The 22325-nt window shown below is 46.7% G+C and carries 18 protein-coding genes; 16 read left to right on the forward strand and 2 right to left on the reverse strand.

The features are described from left to right. Nucleotides 1–38: 38 nt before the first annotated feature. A complete protein-coding gene (serC, locus tag HMPREF0240_RS14400; protein ID WP_009004151.1) occupies nt 39–1121 on the forward strand; it encodes a 3-phosphoserine/phosphohydroxythreonine transaminase in 1083 nt (360 codons plus the stop codon). A 1-nt stretch (nt 1122) separates the two neighbouring features. Further along, a complete protein-coding gene (locus HMPREF0240_RS14405) occupies nt 1123–2286 on the forward strand; it encodes a phosphoglycerate dehydrogenase (protein WP_009004152.1) in 1164 nt (387 codons plus the stop codon). A gap of 83 nt (nt 2287–2369) precedes the next feature. Here the strand turns inward: HMPREF0240_RS14405 and HMPREF0240_RS14410 are convergent, their stop codons facing one another. Next, nucleotides 2370–3449: an adenosylcobinamide amidohydrolase gene (locus HMPREF0240_RS14410; RefSeq protein WP_050794549.1), complete on the reverse strand. Its 1080-nt coding sequence runs from the start codon at nt 3447–3449 to the stop codon at nt 2370–2372. Between the two features lie 339 nt (nt 3450–3788). Between HMPREF0240_RS14410 and HMPREF0240_RS14415 the strand changes: the two genes are divergently transcribed. The 3 genes from HMPREF0240_RS14415 to HMPREF0240_RS14425 are packed head-to-tail and all read left to right on the forward strand — an operon-like array spanning nt 3789 to nt 7078. Beyond that, nucleotides 3789–5177, forward strand: coding sequence for a 2-isopropylmalate synthase (locus tag HMPREF0240_RS14415; RefSeq protein WP_009004154.1), 1389 nt, complete (start codon nt 3789–3791; stop codon nt 5175–5177). 22 nt (nt 5178–5199) lie between these two features. Then, nucleotides 5200–5880, forward strand: a complete 681-nt coding sequence (locus tag HMPREF0240_RS14420; protein ID WP_009004155.1) for a GntR family transcriptional regulator — start codon at nt 5200–5202, stop codon at nt 5878–5880. A gap of 1 nt (nt 5881) precedes the next feature. Further along, the gene (locus HMPREF0240_RS14425) at nt 5882–7078 is read left to right on the forward strand and encodes an NADP-dependent isocitrate dehydrogenase (protein ID WP_009004156.1); all 1197 of its coding nucleotides are present in this window, start codon (nt 5882–5884) and stop codon (nt 7076–7078) included. Nucleotides 7079–7257: 179 nt separating this feature from the next. Here HMPREF0240_RS14425 and HMPREF0240_RS14430 read toward each other — a convergent pair whose 3' ends face one another. Next, a complete protein-coding gene (locus HMPREF0240_RS14430; RefSeq protein ID WP_009004157.1) occupies nt 7258–9183 on the reverse strand; it encodes an ABC-F family ATP-binding cassette domain-containing protein in 1926 nt (641 codons plus the stop codon). A gap of 323 nt (nt 9184–9506) precedes the next feature. Here HMPREF0240_RS14430 and HMPREF0240_RS14435 point away from each other — a divergent pair, with 323 nt between their 5' ends. The 11 genes from HMPREF0240_RS14435 to folD all read left to right on the forward strand — a co-directional run bounded on the left by HMPREF0240_RS14435 (nt 9507) and on the right by folD (nt 22320). Next, nucleotides 9507–10151 carry a redox-sensing transcriptional repressor Rex gene (locus HMPREF0240_RS14435; protein ID WP_009004158.1) on the forward strand — a complete coding sequence of 215 codons (645 nt, stop codon included), beginning with the start codon at nt 9507–9509 and terminating at the stop codon, nt 10149–10151. A gap of 83 nt (nt 10152–10234) precedes the next feature. Beyond that, nucleotides 10235–11740, forward strand: coding sequence for a bifunctional ADP-dependent NAD(P)H-hydrate dehydratase/NAD(P)H-hydrate epimerase (locus HMPREF0240_RS14440; RefSeq protein ID WP_035313561.1), 1506 nt, complete (start codon nt 10235–10237; stop codon nt 11738–11740). Continuing rightward, nucleotides 11737–12900 carry an alanine racemase gene (gene alr, locus HMPREF0240_RS14445; protein WP_009004160.1) on the forward strand — a complete coding sequence of 388 codons (1164 nt, stop codon included), beginning with the start codon at nt 11737–11739 and terminating at the stop codon, nt 12898–12900. Before HMPREF0240_RS14440 ends, alr begins: the two co-directional genes overlap by 4 nt. A gap of 88 nt (nt 12901–12988) precedes the next feature. Continuing rightward, on the forward strand, nt 12989–13336 hold the full coding sequence (locus HMPREF0240_RS14450; RefSeq protein WP_009004161.1) for a type II toxin-antitoxin system PemK/MazF family toxin: 348 nt from the start codon (nt 12989–12991) through the stop codon (nt 13334–13336). A gap of 114 nt (nt 13337–13450) precedes the next feature. Then, nucleotides 13451–14182: a YebC/PmpR family DNA-binding transcriptional regulator gene (locus tag HMPREF0240_RS14455; RefSeq protein WP_009004162.1), complete on the forward strand. Its 732-nt coding sequence runs from the start codon at nt 13451–13453 to the stop codon at nt 14180–14182. A gap of 38 nt (nt 14183–14220) precedes the next feature. Then, on the forward strand, nt 14221–14976 hold the full coding sequence (locus HMPREF0240_RS14460) for a CFI-box-CTERM domain-containing protein (protein WP_009004163.1): 756 nt from the start codon (nt 14221–14223) through the stop codon (nt 14974–14976). A 12-nt stretch (nt 14977–14988) separates the two neighbouring features. Beyond that, complete coding sequence (locus HMPREF0240_RS14465) at nt 14989–16263, forward strand: O-acetylhomoserine aminocarboxypropyltransferase/cysteine synthase family protein (protein ID WP_009004164.1); 1275 nt, start codon at nt 14989–14991, stop codon at nt 16261–16263. A gap of 178 nt (nt 16264–16441) precedes the next feature. Continuing rightward, the gene (locus HMPREF0240_RS14470) at nt 16442–17170 is read left to right on the forward strand and encodes an ATP-dependent Clp protease proteolytic subunit (RefSeq protein ID WP_009004165.1); all 729 of its coding nucleotides are present in this window, start codon (nt 16442–16444) and stop codon (nt 17168–17170) included. 179 nt (nt 17171–17349) lie between these two features. Beyond that, nucleotides 17350–19782, forward strand: coding sequence for a DNA translocase FtsK (locus HMPREF0240_RS14475; protein WP_035313563.1), 2433 nt, complete (start codon nt 17350–17352; stop codon nt 19780–19782). A 16-nt stretch (nt 19783–19798) separates the two neighbouring features. Continuing rightward, entirely contained in the window at nt 19799–21469 is a 1671-nt protein-coding gene (locus HMPREF0240_RS14480; RefSeq protein WP_009004167.1) for a formate--tetrahydrofolate ligase, read from the forward strand. 11 nt (nt 21470–21480) lie between these two features. Next, entirely contained in the window at nt 21481–22320 is an 840-nt protein-coding gene (gene folD / locus HMPREF0240_RS14485; protein ID WP_009004168.1) for a bifunctional methylenetetrahydrofolate dehydrogenase/methenyltetrahydrofolate cyclohydrolase FolD, read from the forward strand. The last annotated feature ends 5 nt before the right edge of the window (nt 22321–22325 follow it).

The raw sequence follows: 22325 nt of genomic DNA on the forward strand, positions 1-22325 counted from the left end.
TGAAGTAGAAAACAAAAAGTGCAGGAGGAATTTTAAAGATGAGTAGAGTGTACAATTTTTCGGCAGGACCGGCGGTATTACCGGAAGAAGTTTTAAAATCAGCAGCAGAAGAGATGTTGGATTATAAGGGAACCGGCATGTCGGTTATGGAAATGAGTCATCGCTCAAAGGCTTTCGAAGAAATTATTACAACAGCAGAGGCTGATTTAAGAGAGCTTATGAATATTCCTGACAACTATAAAGTCCTGTTTCTGCAGGGAGGCGCATCCCAGCAGTTTGCCATGATACCGATGAACCTGATGAAAAATAAGGTGGCTGATTATATCGTGACTGGACAGTGGGCGAAAAAAGCTGCCAGCGAAGCTGCAAAATACGGTAAAGTTAACAAAATAGCTTCTTCTGAAGACAAGACATTTTCATATATTCCGGACTGTTCTGATCTTCCGGTTTCAGAAGATGCGGACTATGTATATATCTGTGAGAACAACACGATTTACGGAACAAAATTCAAAGAACTTCCCAACACAAAGGGGAAGACCCTGGTTGCCGATGTATCATCCTGTTTCTTATCTGAGCCGGTTGATGTAAGCAAATATGGTGTGATTTACGGAGGAGTGCAGAAGAATATCGGACCTGCAGGTGTTGTAATTGTGATTATCCGTGAAGACTTAATAACCGAGGATGTACTGCCTGGAACTCCAACCATGCTTACATATAAGACACATGCAGATGCGGAGTCACTTTACAATACTCCGCCGGCCTATGGCATTTACATCTGCGGAAAGGTATTCAAATGGCTCAAGAGCATGGGTGGTCTGGAGACGATGAAGGCCCGCAATGAAAAGAAAGCAGCACTTCTGTATGATTTCCTGGATCAGAGCCAGATGTTCAAGGGAACCGTTGCAAAAGAGGACCGTTCCCTGATGAATGTTCCTTTTGTTACAGGAAACGCTGATCTGGATGCCAAGTTTGTAAAAGAAGCAAAAGCGTCCGGCCTGGAAAACCTGAAAGGCCACAGAAGTGTGGGCGGTATGCGTGCCAGCATATACAATGCCATGCCTTATGAGGGCGTAGAAGCGCTCGTTGCATTTATGAAGAAGTTCGAGAAGGAGAATCTGTAAAATGTATAAGTATAATTGCCTGAATCCAATTGCCGAGGTAGGATTGGAAAGATTTAACGAAAACTATGTCAGAACAGAAGATGCCGGGGAGGCCGATGCAATCCTCGTAAGAAGTGCTGCAATGCATGAGATGGACTTCAGCAGCAATCTGAAACTCATTGCACGTGCTGGTGCCGGTGTCAATAATATTCCGCTTGACAAATGCGCGGAAAAGGGGATCGTTGTATTCAACACTCCCGGAGCCAATGCCAATGGTGTAAAAGAACTTGTGATCGCCGGAATGCTGCTTGCTGCCCGAGACATTATAGGCGGCATCAACTGGGTTTGGGAAAACGAAGAAGACGGCAACATCGCCAAGATGACAGAAAAGAAGAAAAAAGCCTTTGCCGGAACAGAACTGGAAGGTAAAAAACTGGGTGTCATCGGCCTTGGAGCAATCGGCGTACTGGTTGCAAATGCAGCAACACACCTTGGAATGGAAGTATATGGTTACGATCCATACGTATCAGTCGATGCAGCATGGAAGCTTTCCAGAAGCATCCATCATGCAAAGACGGTAGATGAACTTTATAAAGAGTGTGATTACATCACTATCCACGTTCCGGCTCTGGAGGACACAAAAGGGATGATCAACAAGGATACGATCGGCCTGATGAAGAAAGACGTTGTAATCCTGAACTTCGCAAGAGACTTGCTTGTAAACAGCGAAGATATGGTTGACGCCCTGGTATCCGGCAATGTAAAATGCTACGTAACAGACTTCCCGACACCGGAAGTCACAGGAGTCAAAGGTGCAATTGTAATCCCGCATCTGGGTGCATCTACAGAGGAATCCGAGGATAACTGTGCAAAAATGGCAGTGAAAGAGACAATTGATTACCTGGAAAACGGCAATATCACACATTCTGTAAACTATCCAGACTGCGATATGGGCCAAAAAGGTGAAGGATCCAGAATCACAATCCTGCACCACAATATTCCAAATATGCTTGGTCAGTTTACAGCACTGCTCGCAAAAGAAAAATTGAACATTTCCCTGATGGCAAATAAAAGTAAGAAAGAATATGCTTATACAATGATTGATGTGGACGGAGATGTATCACAGGCGGTAAAAGACGAGCTCAGCAGCATAGAAGGGGTTCTTAAGATTAGAGTTATTGTTTAGTAAAGCATTTTATAAGAGAAAAGTCGAAAAGCAGGCGTCATGAGACGTCTGCTTTTTATTGGATAAAACTCTTTGTGACTTTCTTAGTCAGGTTTCCATATTTTTGACTGCTCTGCCAAGAATGAGATAAAAGCATTCAGCAAGTTCTCGCTGCCGACAGGAAATAAACATTTCCCAACAGCCTTTGTTTGTTCAGGGCTTAATACTCCCCATGTCTGCTGATCCATCAGATGGGCGCAGACGGCAGCAACTGTCCAAACTTCTTCCCTGCGGCAGAGTTGATGTCTTTTTTCGGCAGTAAGTTCGGGCAGGCTCGCAGCCAGAACCTCTTCCGTGAGGCCAAAACGTCCCAATAGCCGCACAGCATCATGAAGCCTCCCGGGGGAAGCACCTGTCTGGCGAAAAAGAGCAGACTTAACTGCACTTAATACTGTCCGCCCAATCATTTCCCCCAATTTACTGTGCTTTCCGGTGTCGGTGAGGTGGATTGGACTGGTGGGATCACAGACCAGTACAGCTCCGTCGGTACCGGAACCGGTTGCAATACCGCTGGATACCAGACTGGGAAGCTGTAATTCCTGAATGGCTGCACATTTCGCCTCGGTGGCCGTTAGAAGGGCGCCTGCAAGAACGCCGGGAGGAAGGTCGCAGTCAAAGTGAATCAGGAGATTGATAGTTCCGGCAGGGAGGCCGGTTACACCGTTCCTTTCCTGCCAGGATGCAGGATCACCTGCGCGGCCGCCGTTCTCATCAATCCCAGCTGTTGCCAGGGTCGTGACGGTAACCCCATCCCATTCTTCACAGGCAATTGCCATATTCTTAATCTGGGCAGCCGTACAAAGCCCTGTATTCAGGGCGGGAAGTCCAAGATTCTCTCCAATTCTGCGCATATGTCCTTCAATGGTGGGTTCCAGCAGCTCGCACCATACTGTTTTTCCCTGGCTCTGGTCATAATTGAAAGCACAGCAAAGATCCTCGCGTATGCCTCCGTTCCATGCGGAGGTGGAAAGTACCCGCCGCTTACCGGCAAATTTTATTAGCATAAGGTGCTCTTCCTGATACGCGCGGTCGTTATTTCTAAAAGTCATTGGCAGAGCGGTCTGCCCGACAACGTTCGGGCCGCCGGTCCAATTCTGTTCTATGTAGTTTTTTAAAAATTCCATATGTGGGGTTCCTTCCTCCCAAAAAGTGTCCTTAAAATAAATTTCATTGATTAAGTGTAACATAAATCAAACTGCTTGTATAGAATGAAGGCCATACCGACGTTTGTTGTCAGCAGCCCGCTTCCCGGTCTGCGCGTGGTTCCGTGTAAACCGACCTAAATGGAATTGTAAGGGCCATGTAGAAGCTTCACCAAAATATTGCAGAAAGGTACATGTCCGGCCTCTAAAATTAAGTGTTGACACAGAATGTATAATTGTATACAATTATACGTGGATGTAATCTGTGAACTCGAAAGGTTTCATGGAATGTTAACTGTCTATACAGGAGGTAAGGATAAAATGGATAACAGAAAAGTTTATTTGAACAAGCACACGAATCTATTGGAACTTGAAGAGCATATGTATCAGCTGGTGGATGTGGATTCCCCGAATGTGTTCCGCAATCTTTTCCATTATGACGAGATACCGAAAATTGCATTTAATGACAGAATCGTCCCCCACAATATGCCGGACGAGATCTGGATTACAGATACCACATTCCGTGATGGACAGCAGTCACGTGCTCCTTATACAACGGAACAGATTGTGACTATTTTTGATTATTTACATAAGCTCGGCGGCCCCAATGGAAAGATCAGACAGAGCGAATTTTTCCTGTACAGTAAAAAGGACAGGGATGCTGTTTATAAATGTCTGGAGAAGGGATATGAATTTCCGGAAGTTACAAGCTGGATCCGGGCAAATAAGAAAGATTTTGAGCTGGTGAAAGATATCGGACTGAAGGAAACTGGTATTCTTGTAAGCTGCTCAGATTATCATATATTCTACAAACTGAAGATGACCCGCAAAGAAGCGCTGGAGCATTATCTTTCTGTAGTCAGAGAGTGCATGGAGACAGGTGTGAAACCGAGATGCCATCTGGAGGATATTACAAGGTCTGATATTTATGGATTTGTTATTCCGTTCTGCCTGGAGCTGATGAAGCTGATGGAGGAGTACCAGATACCCGTCAAGATCCGTGCCTGTGATACAATGGGGTATGGAGTGAATTTTCCGGGCGCAGTAATCCCAAGATCCATACCTGGCATTATTTATGGACTTATGACGCATGCAGGCGTTCCAAGTGAGCTGATCGAGTTCCACGGTCACAATGACTTTTATAAAGCGGTTAACAATTCAACCACAGCCTGGCTGTACGGTGCATCTGGAGTGAACTGTTCCCTGTTTGGGATCGGAGAGCGTACCGGCAATACTCCGCTTGAAGCGATGGTATTCGAATATGCACAGCTCAGAGGCACACTGGATGGTATGGATACAACCATGATAACAGAGCTGGCAGAGTACTATGAAAAAGAGATCGGTTACCGTGTTCCCTCCAGAACACCATTTGTCGGGAAGAATTTTAATGTAACCCGCGCCGGAATACATGCGGACGGCATGCTGAAGAATGAAGAGATTTATAACATTTTTGATACAGACAAATACCTGAACCGTCCAGCACTTGTGTCTGTCTCCAATACATCAGGTGTTGCCGGCATTGCCTACTGGATTAACGCATATTATAAGCTTCCTGCAGACCGCCAGGTGGATAAAAACTCGCAGCTTGTACTGGAATTAAAGCGCTGGGTGGACAAAGAATATGAAGAAGGTCGCGTTACAGTCTTGACAGATGATGAATTAGTTGCCAAAATAGACAGTGTATGCAGCGAGCTGCATATAACACTCTGACTTGGGAGGACATAAAAATAAAATGGAAGAATATCAGGATCATTCCTTGGGCAGCCGTGTTTTTCAGAGAATCCGGGACGATATCCTAAAAGGTAAATATGAGGAACACGATGAATTAAGGGAAAATACCATCGGGAAAGAACTGGGAGTCAGCCGTACGCCCGTGCGCGAGGCACTGAGGCAGCTGGAGCTGGAAGGACTTGTTTCTATCATCCCTAATAAGGGCGCATATGTAACAGGGATTTCTCCCAAGGATGTCAGTGACATCTATATGATCCGTTCTATGCTGGAAGGGCTGTGTGCAAGATGGGCAACAGAGAACATTACAGATGAGCAGCTGGATGAGCTGGACGAGATTATGCTTCTTTCCGAGTTTCATATGAAAAAAGAAGGGGGCGGCAGTGCAGATCAGGTGACCGAATTGGACGGCAAGTTCCACGCTATTTTATATGAGGCGTCAAACAGTAAGATACTCAGCCATGTATTAATGGATTTCCATAAGTATGTCCAGCTGGCACGGAGGTCTTCCGTAGTCTCAGAAGAGCGCGCCAGAAAGTCGATCCGGGAGCACAAGCAGATCCTGCGCGCGATCCGGGATAAAGATGCAGACCTTGCAGAACAGCTCGCCAATGAGCATATCCTGCATGTCATACAGAACCTGAAGAAACAGGGTTATGAAGAATTATTAGGAGGAGACAGCTAAGATGGAAAAGATTAAGATGAGTACACCGATTGTTGAGATGGATGGGGACGAGATGACAAGGATCCTCTGGAAGATGATCAAAGATAATCTTCTGGAGCCTTTCATTGAATTGAATACGGAATACTATGATTTGGGCCTGGAATACAGAAATGAAACAGATGACCAGGTTACCGTTGATTCCGCCAATGCCACAAAGAAGTATAAGGTAGCCGTAAAGTGCGCGACAATCACACCGAATGCTGCCCGTATGGACGAATATGACCTGAAGGAAATGTGGAAGAGCCCGAACGGAACCATCCGTGCCATTCTGGACGGAACAGTATTCCGTGCTCCGATTGTTGTAAAAGGAATTGAGCCGTGCGTAAAGAACTGGAAGAAGCCCATTACCATTGCGAGACATGCATATGGTGATGTGTACAAGGGTTCTGAGATGAAGATTCCGGGCGCCGGCAAGGTGGAGCTTGTCTACACAGCGGAAGATGGAACCGAGATGAAAGAACTTGTACATAATTTTGCAGGTCCTGGAATCGTGCAGGGAATGCACAATATCAATCAGTCCATTGAGAGTTTTGCAAGAAGCTGCTTTAACTATGCACTGGACACAAAACAGGATCTCTGGTTTGCAACAAAAGATACCATCTCCAAAAAATATGACCACACATTCAAAGACATCTTCCAGGAAATCTATGATGCAGAATATGATGATAAGTTCAAAGCAGCCGGAATTGAATATTTCTATACTCTGATCGATGACGCGGTAGCCCGTGTTATGAAGTCGGAAGGCGGATATATCTGGGCATGCAAGAACTATGACGGCGATGTAATGAGCGACATGGTATCCTCAGCATTTGGTTCGCTTGCCATGATGACATCCGTACTGGTATCTCCGGACGGATATTATGAGTATGAAGCAGCACACGGAACCGTACAGCGCCATTATTACAAGCATCTCAAGGGGGAGGAGACATCTACCAACTCCGTGGCAACGATCTTTGCATGGACAGGCGCACTGAGAAAACGCGGAGAACTGGACGGGAATAACGAACTGATGGAATTTGCTGACAAACTCGAAAAAGCGACCATTGATACGATAGAATCAGGAAGCATGACAAAGGATCTGGCTTTGATTACATCAATTGAGAATCCAACCGTACTTAACAGCGAGGATTTTATCAAGGCGATTGCGGCAAGATTGTAATACAATCTTCGGTAAGCAAACTTTTACGGCTGTGTGGAACGGTAGAGGAGACACCGTCTCTTCCTTTCATACAGCCGTTCTTTTATATAAAGAGTGGACAAGCCCCAGGGGATTACCTATATGACAAAAAACAGGCCGGCATGCAGAGTAATTATTCCTGCATACCGTCCTGTTTTTTATCATTCAGCCAGTTCCTCCCATTTTTCGTAGAGAATTTCCAGCTCTTCTTCGTTAGAAGCCTTTTCCAGCGCCAGTTCCTGGCATTTGACGGAATTGGAATACACTTCTTCATGTGTCATCAGATCATCGATCTCCGTATTCCTCTCTTCAAGGACAGTGATCCGTTCTTCCGTCTTTTTCAGCTCATTCAGTCTTTTACGCTCCCTGGCCTGCTGTTCCTTCTGTTCCTGCCAGCTCAGCTTTGCCTCCGAGACAGATTCCTCCGAAGCGCCATATCCTCCGGCGCCCCCGGCTGCCGGAGAAGCGTAGACGGCCGTCAGCTCATCCTTTTTCTCCAGATAGTAGTCATAATTGCCAATATAGTTTACAAAAGTCTGATTCACCAGCTCCAGTATGCGCGTGGCTGTCTGGTTGATGAAGTAACGGTCATGTGATACATAAAGCACGGTACCGGTATAATCATTGAGTGCCTTTTCGAGTATCTCTTTTGAAGTGATATCGAGATGGTTGGTGGGCTCATCCAATATCAGAAAATTTGCTTCGGAAAGCATCAGCTTTGCCAGTGATACGCGCCCCTTCTCGCCGCCGCTCAGATCACCAATTCGTTTATATACATCATCCCCGGTAAACTGAAAAGCCGCAAGAGTATTTCTGATCTGCGTATTATTCAGGGAAGGATAGTCATCCGAAATCTCCTCGAATATATTTTTCATATCATGCAGTACATGATGCTCCTGGTCATAATAACCGATTTTCACCTTAGATCCCAACGTAAAAGAGCCAGTATCCGGAGGAACCACCTGGTTAATAATTTTCAGAAGAGTGGTTTTACCTGTTCCGTTATCTCCAATGACCGCCACATGTTCGCCGCGTCTTATGTCAAAGCTGATATCCTGGAATAAGGTCTGGCTGTCAAAGCGTTTAGACAGGCCTTCCACTGAAAGTACATCGTTGCCGCTTAAGGAAGATGGCTCCAGGGAAAAATGTATATCCTTTGCTGCCTCCTGAGGCTTATCAACTAACGTCATTTTGTCCAGCAGTTTCTCGCGGCTTTCCGCCCGCTTAATGGACTTTTCCCGGTTGAAAGAACGTAGCTTCTCAATGACGGCCTCCTGATGCTTGATTTCCCGCTGCTGATTCAGATATTCTTTCATCATGGCATCCCGGATCTGCTGCTTCTTATCCGCATAAGCCTTATAGTTGCCGGAATACATCCTCACAGCTCCGTTTTCTATCTCCACTACTTTTGTAACCACACGGTTTAAGAAAAAACGGTCATGGGATACAATAAATACAGCCCCAGGATAATTGAGCAGATATGTTTCCAGCCAGGTGATTGAATTTAAGTCCAGATGGTTCGTAGGCTCATCCAGAAGCAGAATATCGGGCTTTGTAAGAAGCAGCTTGCCCAGAGAGACCCTTGTTTTCTGCCCGCCGGAGAGAGTGTCAGTCTTTTTATCAAAATCCGCCTCCTGAAAGCCCAGACCCTTCAGGACTCCTGTCAGCTCACTCTCGTAAGCATAACCGTTTTGTGCCTCAAACTCTGACATCATTCTGTGATAGGTGTCAAGTCTGCCCTGAAGTGCCTCCCCGGTCAGTGATTTTAATTCTTTTTCTATCGAGCGGATCTGGTTTTCAAGCTCTATAATATCCGCCTTCGCTGTTTTTACTTCCTCATATATGGAACGGCCGCCCTCAAGATTCTGCTGCTGTGCAAGATATCCGAGTGTTTTCCCCTTTGTCAGTACAAATTCACCGCTGTCAGCAGGCTCTTCCTTCACAATCATTTTTAATATGGTGGATTTTCCAGCCCCGTTTACCCCGACCAGAGCCGCCTTTTCCCTGTCTTCTATATGGAAGGAACCATCTCTGACGATGAGCTGTCCGCCGAATGCCTTATTGAGATTATGACATGCCAGTATCATTAGAAACCTCCTGTTCTCTTCAGTATCAGGCCTGCCGGTTATACCTTATGCTGCAGCTGTGCTGCAGACCCGCCCGAAGGGCATGCATTACGGGGTGCCCTCTGGGTATACCTTATTCTGCAGCTGTGCTGCAGACCCGCCCGAAGGGCATGCATTACGGGATGCCCTCTGGGTATGCAATAACCGCCAAGTCCTGCTCTTTGTCCAAAATTTACATACTTATTCCATTATAACGAAAATAGTTTAAAATACAACTAAAAATTTGACTTTGTCCGTACAATTCTATATAATATAACCTAGATTAAGTTTGGAGGGCGATAGCTGTGGAAGATAGAGAGATATCACGTGCGGTAATTGGACGGCTGCCAAGATATTACAGATATCTGGGAGAACTGCTGGATGCAGGAGTAGAACGTATTTCATCAAATGACCTGAGTAAGAAGATGAGTGTCACGGCATCTCAGATTCGCCAGGATTTAAATAACTTTGGTGGTTTCGGACAACAGGGTTATGGATACAATGTCAAGTATCTCTATACCGAGATAGGTAAGATTCTTGGATTAAACCGAAAACATAACGTAATCATCATAGGTGCCGGGAATCTGGGACAGGCACTTGCCAATTACGCGGCTTTTGAAAAGAGCGGATTTATACTGCAGGGTATTTTTGACGTTAACCCAAGGCTGGAAGGCGTAACAATACGCGGAATACCGATCCGTATGATGGATGATCTGAGACAATTTGTCAAAAATACGGATATTGAGATCGCTGCACTTACAATTCCAAAGTCAAAAGCGGTGGAAGTGGCCGATATGCTTGTTGAGAACGGGATTAAGGGTATATGGAATTTTGCACATACAGACCTGCACTTACCGGATGACGTAATTGTAGAAAGCGTACATTTATATGACAGCTTAATGAAGCTGTCATATAATATCAGTCGTTATAATGAGGAACATGAGAAATAACCGACAACACAAGACGTGTAACAAAGGCTTTGTGCCTTTTTTACACGTTGTTTCGTTTTCAGAGAAGTAAGGAGAGTGATCTTATGAGATATCTGCCTACCGGCGAATGGATGCAGAAAGCAGACAACTATACAATTGATGAAATCGGACTTCCTTCTATGGTGCTGATGGAGCGTGCTGCACTGGCGGCAGTGACTGCCATGGAACAGGAGAAGATCAATACACAGAGAACGCTGGTTGTATGCGGTTCCGGCAACAATGGAGGGGATGGCTTTGCGATTGCCCGCCTTTTAAAGGAAAAGGGATGTCAGGCAGAAGCTGCTTTTATTGGAAATGAAGCGTCTATGACTCCGGATTGCAGACAGCAGATGAAAATCGCTGAAAAATGCGGTGTTCCTATAGTAACAACAATCAGCAGGCAGGAATATACTGTTATAGTGGATGCCGTCTTTGGTGTAGGCCTCAATAGAGAAGTATTGGGAGCTTATGCAGCAAATATTAAAAAGATGAATGATCTGCCGGGGCAGAAGGTTGCTGTCGATATCCCTTCCGGTATCTGTTCCGCTACTGGAAATGTACTGGGCACGGCATTCTGCGCCGATCTGACAGTCACTTTTGAGTGCGAAAAGCTCGGATGCATCCTTCATCCGGGGCATCAGTATGCAGGAAAAACGATTCCCGTGGCGATCGGAATCAGCCGGAAACTTTTTGAAAAGGAGCCGGGTGTCTGTTATACATTTGAAAAATCGGATCTGCCGGAACTGATTCCTTCCAGAAAGCCCAATTCTCATAAGGGCACTTATGGAAAGATTCTGATGATTACCGGAAGCCGGGGCATGTCGGGAGCTGCATATCTCAGCGCAAAAGCGGCATATACCTGCGGTGCCGGTCTTGTACAGATTTATACACATGAAGATAACAGGGTGATCCTGCAGCAGCTTTTACCGGAAGCTATTGTCAGCACCTATACAGAATATGAAGAAGAATCCCTTGGGGAACTCCTTGCCTGGGCCGATGTGGTATGCATGGGCTGCGGGCTGGGAAAGAGCCGCACATCGGAATGTATTGCAACACAGGTTATGAAGGAAGTTAAGACTCCCTGTGTGATAGATGCAGACGGACTGAATATACTGGCCTGCCATCCCGAATTGCTGGAAGAGCGGGAGCGTCCCATTATCCTGACACCCCATATGAAAGAGATGTCCGGGCTGCTGGGATGTTCTGTTGCGGAACTTCAGGAAAAGCGTTTTGAAATGACAAGAGCATTTACTGTGAAGGCCGGTGTCGTCTGTGCTTTAAAGGATGCCCGCACAATTGTGGCCAAATGGGACCGTCAGACATTTGTCAATACAGCAGGAAACAGCTCTATGGCAAAGGCCGGGTCCGGTGATGTACTGGCAGGAGTGATTGCAGGGCTGCTGGCACAGGGACTGCATCCGTATGAAGCGGCTGTCTGCGGTGTGTATCTGCACGCCTGCGCAGGAGATGAAGCCAAATCCGCCAGAGGATCCTACAGTGTACTGGCAGAAGATTTGATAGCAGGGATCGGCGCCTGTTTAAAAAGAACAGAGGAGAGTATGAAACGATGAAACAGTTTAACAGGGTATATGCCAGGGTAGACCTGGATGCCATAGCATATAATATGGAGCAGATGAAACAGAGAATCGGGGAGGGTGCTCAGATCATTGCTGTCATCAAGATGGATGGATACGGCCACGGCGCCGTACCCATAGCAGAGATGTTTGAGGAGAATAATTATATATGGGGCTACGCCACAGCAAGCCTGGAAGAGGCCATTGCTCTTCGAAAGGAAGGGATAAAAAAGCCGATTCTTGTGCTCGGATGCATTTTCCCGGAGCAGTATGAGGAGATGATTCTCAATGATATCCGCGCCACTGTATATATGAAAGAGACAGCCGAAGGAATATCAAAAGCTGCAGCTGCACTTGGCAGGAAGGTCCGCATCCACATAAAAGTTGATACCGGAATGGGAAGACTCGGGTTCCTTCCCGATACGGACAGTGTAAAGGCTATCCGGGAGATCAGCTCGCTTCCGAATATAGAACTGGAAGGAATGTTCACTCATTTTGCCAAAGCCGATGAGACTGATAAGAGCTATACGTATAAGCAGCACGAAAAATTTGTATGGATGAAGGATGCCCTGGAGGCGGAGGGGGCAGATATTACATATTATCACTGCGACAACAGCGCAGGGATTATTGATTTCCCGGACATGAAACACAATCTGGTCCGGGCCGGGATTTCCACATACGGAATGTACCCGTCTGATGAAGTTTCTCAAAAAGCTGTGGATCTGAAACCGGCCCTGGAACTGATCAGCCACGTTACTTTTGTGAAAGAAGTAGAAGCCGGCACTTCTATCAGTTACGGAGGCACGTTTACGGCACCAAAAAGAATGAAGGTAGCCACTATCCCCGTAGGCTATGGCGACGGGTATTCCAGGGGGCTTTCCAACAAGGCGGATGTACTGATCCGCGGCAGGCGCGCCAGGATTCTCGGACGGGTCTGTATGGATCAGTTTATGGTCGATGTTACAGATATCCCGGATGTGAGGTTCATGGACCAGGCCGTTCTGATTGGTTTTGACGGGGAGGAGCACATTCCGGTGGAGGAACTCAGCGGTCTGTGCGGACGCTTCAACTATGAATTCGTCTGCTGCCTGGGCAAAAGAATCCCAAGGGTTTACATTCAGAAGGGAAAAATCGTAAAACAGGTAGAATATTTATAATTGTCCAAAGTTTTCGTGCACTTGCATACATCCGAAAAAAGCGGGAATACTCAAGTATCAAAGTATTAGAATCGGAGTGTGAAGTGATTTGGTAATTAAACGAGGAGACATATATTATGCAGATTTGAGTCCTGTTGTGGGCTCGGAACAGGGCGGTATCCGCCCGGTGCTGATTATACAGAATGACGTGGGTAACAAACACAGCCCCACAGTAATATGTGCGGCGATTACATCCAGGATGAATAAAGCAAAGCTTCCTACCCATATTGAAATCAGTGCAGAAAAGTACCATATTGTTAAGAATTCCGTGATCCTGCTGGAGCAGATCCGGACCATCGACAAGCAGCGGCTGAAGGAATTTGTCTGCCATGTAGACAGTGGAATGATGAAGCGGGTTAACGATGCAATCCGAATCAGTCTGGAACTTCCTACATAACACAAAGATGAATCTGTGAAGAAATAATTGAAATATACAAAAAAGAGTGGTAGAATTGTATGGCAAGTTCAACGGATAAAATACGGAAAGAAAATAAAAAAGAGGAGATTAGAGATGTCAGGACATTCTAAATTTGCGAATATTAAACATAAGAAAGAAAAAAATGATGCTGCCAAGGGCAAGGTTTTCACGAAACTGGGACGTGAGCTTGCCGTTGCAGTAAAAGAAGGCGGCGGACCGGACCCGAACAACAACAGCCGACTGCGCGATGTAATCGCCAAGGCCAAAGCCAATAATATGCCGAACGACACTATCGACCGAAATATTAAAAAGGCGGCCGGCGAGGGTGCGGGCGATAATTATGAGCATATTACATATGAAGGATACGGACCGAACGGGACGGCGATTATAGTAAAGACCCTTACGGACAACAAGAACCGTACCGCTTCCAACGTTAAAAATGCTTTCACTAAGGGGAGCGGCAATGTCGGGACTCCCGGCTGTGTTTCTTTTATGTTCGATGAGAAGGGGCAGATCCTGGTTGATAAGGAAGAATGCAGCATGGACGCCGATGAGCTGATGATGCTGGCTCTGGATGCCGGCGCGGAGGATTTCGCAGAGAACGATGACAGCTTTGAGATACTCACCGCACCGGAAGACTTCAGTGCAGTGCGCCTGAAGCTGGAAGAAGAGGGAATCAGCATGGCAGATGCAGAGGTGACTATGATCCCTCAGACATATGTAGAGCTGACCTCAGAAGATGATATTAAGAATATTCAGAAGACACTGGATCTGCTGGATGAGGACGATGATGTACAGGATGTATATCATAACTGGGATGAGTAAGAATTAAACAATATGTCAATACATAAAGAGGAGATAATATGGATCATGAAAATCTGAAGGCAGAGATGATTTCCTTGTTTGAGGAAACTGCCGAATATGCGAAGAAATTTCATAAGAAGACTTATGCATCTGATATGGACATATTACTGAACAGACACGGCGCGCTTTTAGGGCGTATCAGGGAAGCTTTTGAAGAATCGGATGAGGCGTTGGAAGCGGCTGCTGCTTTGATTCCGGAATATGCAGCCGGACAGCTTGCGGCGATCCCTTCTAAGAGAAAGCGGGATCTGGCCTGTCTGGACTATAATATGAACATGGTATCTTTTTTTGTCCCGCTTCTGGGTGAGATCAACAGTGTGAAGACAAAAGAATTTACGGAAAAAATAATAGAAATCTATAATCAAAAGCTGCCGGACAATAAGATCGGGCATTCTACCCGTGAACAGATTCAGGGAGGTTTCAAAAAGGGACTCTGTTATATTACTACAGCTGTATGCAGAAGTCTGGATAAACCGGATGACTGTTATGAGCTTACCTTGCTTCGGGATTACCGGGATCAATATCTGCTTGGATCCAAAGAGGGTATGAATACGGTGAATGAGTACTACAATATCGCCCCGACGATCGTAAAGCGAATCAACCGCCAGGTAGATTCAGCCGGTATTTATGCAGGAATCTGGCAGGATTACTTAAGCCCCTGTGTCCGTCTGATTGAGGAAGACAAAAAGGAAGAATGCCGAAAGCTTTACAGCGATATGGTGCGCAAACTGGAGAAGAAATATCTATATTCATAGGAGGAAGGAAATATGAGCAGCTATAAGATAGAGACAAAATGTATACAGTCCGGATATGAACCGGGGAACGGAGAGCCGAGAGTGCTGCCGATCTACCAGAGTACTACCTTCAAATATACCAGCAGCGAACAGATGGGGCGGCTTTTTGATCTGGAAGAAGCCGGATATTTTTACACCAGGCTGCAGAATCCGACCAATGATGCGGTCGCTGCTAAGATCTGCGACTTAGAGGGCGGAATTGCGGGAATGCTTACTTCCTCCGGGCAGGCGGCTAATTTCTATGCGGTTATGAATATTGTGGAAGCAGGGGACCATATCGTATGTGCTTCTGCTCTTTACGGCGGTACATATAACCTTTTTGCACATACCATCAGAAAGATGGGTGTGGAAGCTACTTTTGTAGATCCCGACTGCACACCAGAAGAGCTGGAGGCAGCTTTCAGGGACAATACAAAGGCTGTTTTTGGTGAAACGATCGCTAATCCGGCGCTTGTAGTCCTGGATTTTGAAAAGTTTGCAGACGCAGCCCATGCACATGGGGTACCTTTTATCGTGGACAATACATTTGCAACGCCGATCAACTGCCGTCCGTTTGAGTGGGGGGCTGATATTGTGACCCATTCTACGACCAAGTATATGGATGGCCACGCATCCTGCGTAGGCGGTGCCATTGTAGACAGCGGCAATTTTGACTGGGAAGCACAGCAAGGGAAGTTTCCGGGCCTGACAACTCCTGACGAGACATATCACGGGATCGTCTATACACAGAAGTTCGGCAAACTTGCTTTTATCCAGAAAGCGACCGCACAGCTGATGAGGGATCTGGGTTCTATTCAGGCTCCGCAGAATGCCTTTTTATTAAATATCGGGCTGGAGACGCTGCATCTTCGTATGCCGCGCCATTGTGAAAATGCACTTACCGTTGCTAAGTATCTGCAGAACAATGAGAAAGTGGCATGGGTGTCATGCCCCTCTCTTCCGGGAGACAAATATTATGACCTGGCTCAGAAGTATATGCCGGGCGGAACATGCGGCGTTCTCACTTTCGGCCTGAAGGGCGGACGGAACGCGGCGGTTGAGATGATGGATAAACTGAAAATGGTGGCAATTGTGACTCATGTGGCGGATGCACGCAGTTGTGTGCTTCATCCGGCTAGCCACACACACCGCCAGATGAATGAGCAGGAGCTGATGGAAGCAGGCGTACAGCCTGATCTGATCAGATTCAGCGTAGGAATTGAAAATGTTGAAGATATTATTGCAGATATCGAGCAGGCACTGCAATAATTTGAATGGTATGGATGTATACAATCGTCCATACCATTTTTTGTATGCCGAATAAATATGTCCTGCGGGCGGATTTGCAGTCAAGCTGCAAAATAGTGTATAATTCCTGTTTTTCTTTCAGATACTATATAGAAAATAAAGCTGAAGCATTGCTACTATCAGGAAAGGCAGGAATAAAATGGATAAGAATAAAGAAGAGCAGATTCAGAAAACCCAGGCAGGAGAGAATGAGGAGATAAAAGATACCGGCACACTCAGGCTTGGCAAGGAGAGCGGGAGACATAATATCCAGCTGATGACGATCATAGGGGAGATTGAGGGACATGAAGCAGTGTCCGGCAATACAAAGGCAACAAAATATGAGCATCTGATTCCGCGCCTGGCAGAAGCAGAGGATAACGATGATATCGAAGGCATCCTGATATTGCTGAATACATTGGGTGGAGATGTGGAGGCGGGGCTTGCTATTGCAGAGATGATCGCATCTCTGAGCAAACCCACGGTATCACTTGTTCTGGGAGGAAGCCATTCCATAGGAGGACCCCTCGCAGTGTCTGCAGACTACTCCTTTATTGTTCCCAGCGGTACCATGATCGTACACCCGGTAAGATCTACCGGTATGTTTATCGGCGTGATCCAGAGCTACCGCAACATGGAAAAGACGCAGGACAGAATAACCAGGTTCATTGCATCCCACTCCAACATCACCCAGGAGCGTCTGGAAAAACTCATGCTGGATTCCAGCCAGCTTGTGAAAGACGTCGGGACCCTGCTGGAGGGAGAAGAGGCTGTGAAGGAAGGACTCATCGATGAGGTTGGCGGTATCAGCCAGGCACTTTCAAAGCTTCATTCCATGATAGAAGACAGAAAAAAAGAAGAAACAGGTTTCGATTTTCCTTCCTTATAACATGGTATGATATAAGGTGTGTTTGTGAGGAAAGCATACTTTTACATTTTCCGAACGGCGAATGGCGATGATGAATCTTTGATTCATGATATAACAGTACGAAAAATTTAATAATGACATGCTTTTCAAATAATGGTATACTAAATACAGTATGTGTAAAATACCAAGGGGGAAGTATAATGGCTGCAAAGTCGACAAAGAAAAGAAAAACAACGGGCCGAAGGACAAAGAAGCAGGAAAATACAGCCCTGAAAGAGGAGATTCTGATACTTGCCATACTGGCAGTATGTATCCTGCTTGTTATTAGTAATTTTGGCCTGGGTGGAATTGCGGGGGAGGCAGTTTCGTCAGTAATGTTCGGGTTATTCGGATTCATGGCATACCTTCTGCCATTTATCCTGTTCGGTGTGGTTGCCTTTACAATATCAAATAAAGGCAACGCACACGCGTACATAAAAACAGCGGCATCAGTGATCCTGCTGCTTCTGCTGACAGCATTTTTAGAATTAGTAATGAACCCGTATGATTCTGAAGCGGGACTGTTAACCTATTACAAACTGGCCAGCCAGCATAAAAATGCAGGCGGCTTTCTGGGCGGCTGCATCGTTAAGCTGTTCTGCCCGCTGATTGGCGTGGTGGGTACTTACGTGGTGATTATTATTCTTGCGGTGATCTGTGTGATCCTGATAACAGAGAAGTCCCTTCTCTCACCCTTAAGCCGTCACAGTAAAAAAGCGTATGAAGACGCCAGAAGAAAGAAAGAAGCATCCGCAAAGAAACGGGTGCAGCAGAGACAACAAAGAGAGACTGAGAAGTTAAAAAGGCAGGATAATAAAGTATCCGGCGTTTCTTTTGCTACAACGCTTTCGGATAAAAGCTCACGCAGAAAGACTCCGGATCTGATGGAACTGTCACCCGAGGAGTCAAATACGTCGGAAGCACCAGTGCCGTCTCCATTTGAAGATCTGGTGATCAACCGCCCGGAAGCGGAAGCTGTCGAGGAGATTGTACCGGAGACACCGGTTAAGACACCGGAACCGGCGAAAAAGAGAAAAACACAGGAAAGCGCCCAGATGGTGGCTGCCGAAGCTGTTCATGTGGAAGAGACCATTAAGGCACAGGAAGAACAGCCGCTGCAAATCTACCGGATTCCGCCGCTTTCTCTGCTGAACCGCGGGAAGAAAGCCAGTGGAGATTCTGACGCACACCTGCGGGCTACCGCCCTCAAGCTGGAACAGACGCTCCAGAATTTTGGCGTGCAGGTACATGTTACCAATGCGAGCTGCGGCCCGTCTGTCACCCGGTATGAGATTCAGCCGGAACAGGGCGTTAAGGTTAGTAAAATTGTGGGACTGGCCGATGATATTAAGCTGAATCTGGCCGTAACTGATCTGAGGATCGAGGCCCCGATTCCAGGAAAGGCTGCCGTCGGCATAGAAGTACCTAACAGTGAGAATACAGCGGTTATGCTGCGTGACCTGCTGGAATCCAATGAGTTTAAGAACAGCAAGTCCAGCATATCTTTTGCTGTAGGCAAAGATATATCCGGAAAAGTCGTGGTCGCAGATATTGCGAAGATGCCTCATCTGCTTGTTGCGGGTGCCACTGGTTCCGGTAAGTCCGTATGTATCAACACATTGATTATGAGTATTATATATAAAGCAGATCCGGAAGACGTAAAACTGATCATGGTGGATCCGAAAGTGGTGGAGCTCAGCGTATACAATGGGATTCCGCATCTTTTAATTCCGGTTGTCACTGATCCGAAGAAGGCTGCCGGTGCTCTGAACTGGGCCGTTGCCGAGATGGAGAAGCGTTATAAGCTTTTTGCAGAATATAATGTAAGAGATCTGAAGGGATTTAACGAAAAGATCGGCCACCTCGAGACCAGTGAGGAGGCTCCGAAGAAGATGCCGCAGATCGTGATTATCGTGGACGAGCTTGCCGATCTGATGATGGTTGCCCCCGGAGAAGTGGAGGGAGCGATCTGTCGTCTGGCACAGCTGGCAAGAGCGGCCGGGCTGCATCTTATCCTGGCTACCCAGCGCCCTTCCGTAAACGTTATCACGGGACTGATCAAGGCGAATATGCCTTCCCGAATTGCTTTTTCAGTTTCCTCAGGAGTTGACTCCCGTACGATCATCGATATGAACGGGGCAGAAAAGCTTCTTGGAAAAGGAGATATGTTATTTTACCCGACAGGCTATCCGAAGCCGGTCAGGGTGCAGGGTTCCTTTGTCTCGGACAAAGAGGTGCAGAAGGTCGTTGACCATCTGATTGAGCACAACGGCAACGTTTCTTACAGTGAGGAAGTGGAAGAGCATGTGAACTCCAATACAGGTACCTCCGCGGTCGGTATAGCACCGGGCGCAGCAGACGGCGGAAGCGAGAGGGATACATATTTTGTGGAGGCAGGAAAGCTTATCATTGATAAGGAGAAAGCATCAATCGGTATGCTGCAGCGCATGTTCAAAATAGGATTCAACAGAGCGGCGCGTATCATGGACCAGCTTGCAGAAGCGGGAATTGTCGGGGAAGAAGAGGGGACAAAACCCAGAAAGATTCTAATGACAGAAGAAGAATTCGAACAGTATATAGAAGAAAATATATAATCCAGGAGGGAAAGAAATGAAAACAGATATTCAGATTGCACAGGAGGCAGAGCTGCTGCATATAAGAGATGTGGCAGCAAAGATTGGGATTGAGGAAGAGGACCTAGAATTCTATGGCAAATACAAAGCAAAACTTTCCGATGACCTGTGGGATAAGATCAAAGACCGTGAGGACGGAAAACTGGTTCTTGTAACGGCGATCAACCCCACACCTGCGGGAGAAGGAAAAACAACCACCACGGTAGGTCTCGGACAGGCAATGGCAAAGCTGAATAAAAAGGCACTGATTGCCCTGCGGGAGCCATCCCTGGGCCCCTGTTTCGGAATCAAAGGCGGCGCTGCCGGCGGCGGTTATGCCCAGGTTGTTCCGATGGAAGATCTGAATCTTCATTTTACCGGAGATTTTCATGCAATTACCTCCGCCAACAATCTGCTCGCCGCTATGCTGGACAATCACATCCAGCAGGGGAATGTGCTGGGGATCGACCCGCGGCAGGTTGTCTGGAAACGCTGTCTGGATATGAATGACAGAGTGCTCCGTAATACAGTCGTAGGATTGGGCAATAAGATGGACGGGATGGTAAGAGAAGATCATTTCGTCATAACCGTAGCATCAGAAATCATGGCTATTCTCTGCCTGGCAGATGATCTGGCAGATCTGAAAAGAAGACTCGGCAGAATTATCGTGGCCTATAATTTTGCAGGAGATCCGGTGACAGCGGACGATCTTCAGGCTACAGGTGCGATGACCGCCCTCCTGAAAGATGCCATCAAGCCGAACATCATTCAGACTCTTGAGCATACACCGGCTCTGGTACACGGCGGCCCCTTTGCCAACATTGCACACGGCTGCAACAGCGTCCGTGCGACGAAGATGGCTCTGAAGATCAGTGACATTACTATTACAGAAGCGGGATTCGGTGCAGATCTCGGAGCAGAAAAGTTCCTGGATATCAAGTGCCGCAAGGCAGGCCTGAAACCGGATGCTGTAGTTTTAGTTGCAACAGTGCGCGCTTTGAAGTATAATGGGGGAGTTGCAAAGAGCGATCTGGGCGAAGAGAATCTGGAAGCGCTCGAAAAAGGAATTGTAAATCTGGAAAAACATATAGAAAATATTCAGAAATATGATGTACCAGTTATTGTAACACTGAATTCATTTGTGACAGATACAGAGGCGGAAAATGATTATATCCGCAGGTTCTGTGAGGAACGAGGCTGTGAGTTTGCACTCTCCGAAGTATGGGAAAAGGGCGGAGACGGCGGTGTCATGCTTGCAGAAAAAGTGCTTGAGACGCTTGAAAAAAAGGAGAGTTATTTCCACCCGCTGTATGCAGACGAACTGTCACTGAAGGAAAAAATTGAGACCATAGCAAAAGAAATATATGGAGCGCGCGGAGTTGTTTACGAACCGGCAGCCGAAAAGCAGCTGGCCAAGATCGAGGCAATGGGCTTTGGAGCCTTCCCTGTCTGTATGGCCAAGAATCAGTATTCTTTATCTGATGATGCAAAAAAACTTGGGCGTCCGGAGAATTTCGATATCCACATCCGCGAGGTATATGTCAGCGCCGGCGCCGGATTTGTTGTCGCACTGACAGGCGCAATTATGACAATGCCGGGGCTTCCGAAAGTTCCCGCTGCAAATAATATTGATGTTACTGAAGATGGTAAGATTACCGGGCTCTTCTAAAGGAGGATGGAATGGCACAGATAATTGACGGAAAACTGATTTCAGCACAGATTAAAGATGAATTAAAAGAAGAAGTAAAGAAAATAAACGAAAACGGGGGACATATCTGCCTGGCTGTTGTACAGGTTGGAGACGATCCGGCTTCCTCCGTATATGTCAACAACAAGAAAAAGGCCTGCGCATATATCGGGATAGAATCCAGGGCTTATGAGCTTCCTGAGACGACCACTGAAGCAGAACTCGTGTCTCTTGTAGAGGAATTGAACGCTGACAGTGAGGTCAACGGAATCCTGGTGCAGCTGCCCCTTCCCCCACATATTAACGAGGATCTGGTTATCCGCACGATTTCACCGGATAAGGATGTCGATGGATTTCATCCGGGAAGCGTGGGGCGCCTCTGGATTGGTGAAAAAGGCTTTTTGTCCTGTACTCCGGCTGGGATTATCCAGCTTTTGAAACGCTCCGAGATTGAGATTGAAGGAAAAGAATGCGTCGTGATCGGCAGAAGCAACATTGTAGGCAAGCCTATGGCCGCCCTGCTTCTGAGGGAAAACGGTACGGTAACTGTAGCACATTCCCGTACAAAAAACCTCAAAGAAGTGGCACGGCGTGCGGACATTCTGATCGTTGCGATTGGGAAAAGACAGTTTATTAATGCAGAATATGTAAAAGACGGGGCTGTGGTTATTGATGTAGGAATGCACCGTGACGAGAACAATAAGCTTTGTGGAGATGTGGATTTTACGGATGTGGCTGATAAAGTATCCGCTATAACGCCTGTGCCGGGCGGAGTAGGGCCTATGACAATTGCCATGCTGATGAACAACTGTGTGGAAACTGCACGCAGGTAGGAGGA

Origin of the sequence: Clostridium sp. D5 (assembly GCF_000190355.1) — a bacterium.
Classification (GTDB): Bacteria; Bacillota; Clostridia; order Lachnospirales; family Lachnospiraceae; genus Faecalicatena; species Faecalicatena fissicatena_A.

Coding starts and splice junctions, on each gene's coding strand:
- HMPREF0240_RS14480 (WP_009004167.1), top strand. CDS start 19,799: ATGAAAACAGATATTCAGATTGCACAGGAGGCAGAGCTGCTGCATATA.
- folD (WP_009004168.1), top strand. CDS start 21,481: ATGGCACAGATAATTGACGGAAAACTGATTTCAGCACAGATTAAAGAT.
- alr (WP_009004160.1), top strand. CDS start 11,737: ATGAAACAGTTTAACAGGGTATATGCCAGGGTAGACCTGGATGCCATA.
- HMPREF0240_RS14415 (WP_009004154.1), top strand. CDS start 3,789: ATGGATAACAGAAAAGTTTATTTGAACAAGCACACGAATCTATTGGAA.
- HMPREF0240_RS14410 (WP_050794549.1), bottom strand. CDS start 3,449: ATGGAATTTTTAAAAAACTACATAGAACAGAATTGGACCGGCGGCCCG.
- HMPREF0240_RS14440 (WP_035313561.1), top strand. CDS start 10,235: ATGAGATATCTGCCTACCGGCGAATGGATGCAGAAAGCAGACAACTAT.
- HMPREF0240_RS14430 (WP_009004157.1), bottom strand. CDS start 9,183: ATGATACTGGCATGTCATAATCTCAATAAGGCATTCGGCGGACAGCTC.
- HMPREF0240_RS14460 (WP_009004163.1), top strand. CDS start 14,221: ATGGATCATGAAAATCTGAAGGCAGAGATGATTTCCTTGTTTGAGGAA.
- HMPREF0240_RS14425 (WP_009004156.1), top strand. CDS start 5,882: ATGGAAAAGATTAAGATGAGTACACCGATTGTTGAGATGGATGGGGAC.
- HMPREF0240_RS14475 (WP_035313563.1), top strand. CDS start 17,350: ATGGCTGCAAAGTCGACAAAGAAAAGAAAAACAACGGGCCGAAGGACA.
- serC (WP_009004151.1), top strand. CDS start 39: ATGAGTAGAGTGTACAATTTTTCGGCAGGACCGGCGGTATTACCGGAA.
- HMPREF0240_RS14455 (WP_009004162.1), top strand. CDS start 13,451: ATGTCAGGACATTCTAAATTTGCGAATATTAAACATAAGAAAGAAAAA.
- HMPREF0240_RS14405 (WP_009004152.1), top strand. CDS start 1,123: ATGTATAAGTATAATTGCCTGAATCCAATTGCCGAGGTAGGATTGGAA.
- HMPREF0240_RS14470 (WP_009004165.1), top strand. CDS start 16,442: ATGGATAAGAATAAAGAAGAGCAGATTCAGAAAACCCAGGCAGGAGAG.
- HMPREF0240_RS14465 (WP_009004164.1), top strand. CDS start 14,989: ATGAGCAGCTATAAGATAGAGACAAAATGTATACAGTCCGGATATGAA.
- HMPREF0240_RS14420 (WP_009004155.1), top strand. CDS start 5,200: ATGGAAGAATATCAGGATCATTCCTTGGGCAGCCGTGTTTTTCAGAGA.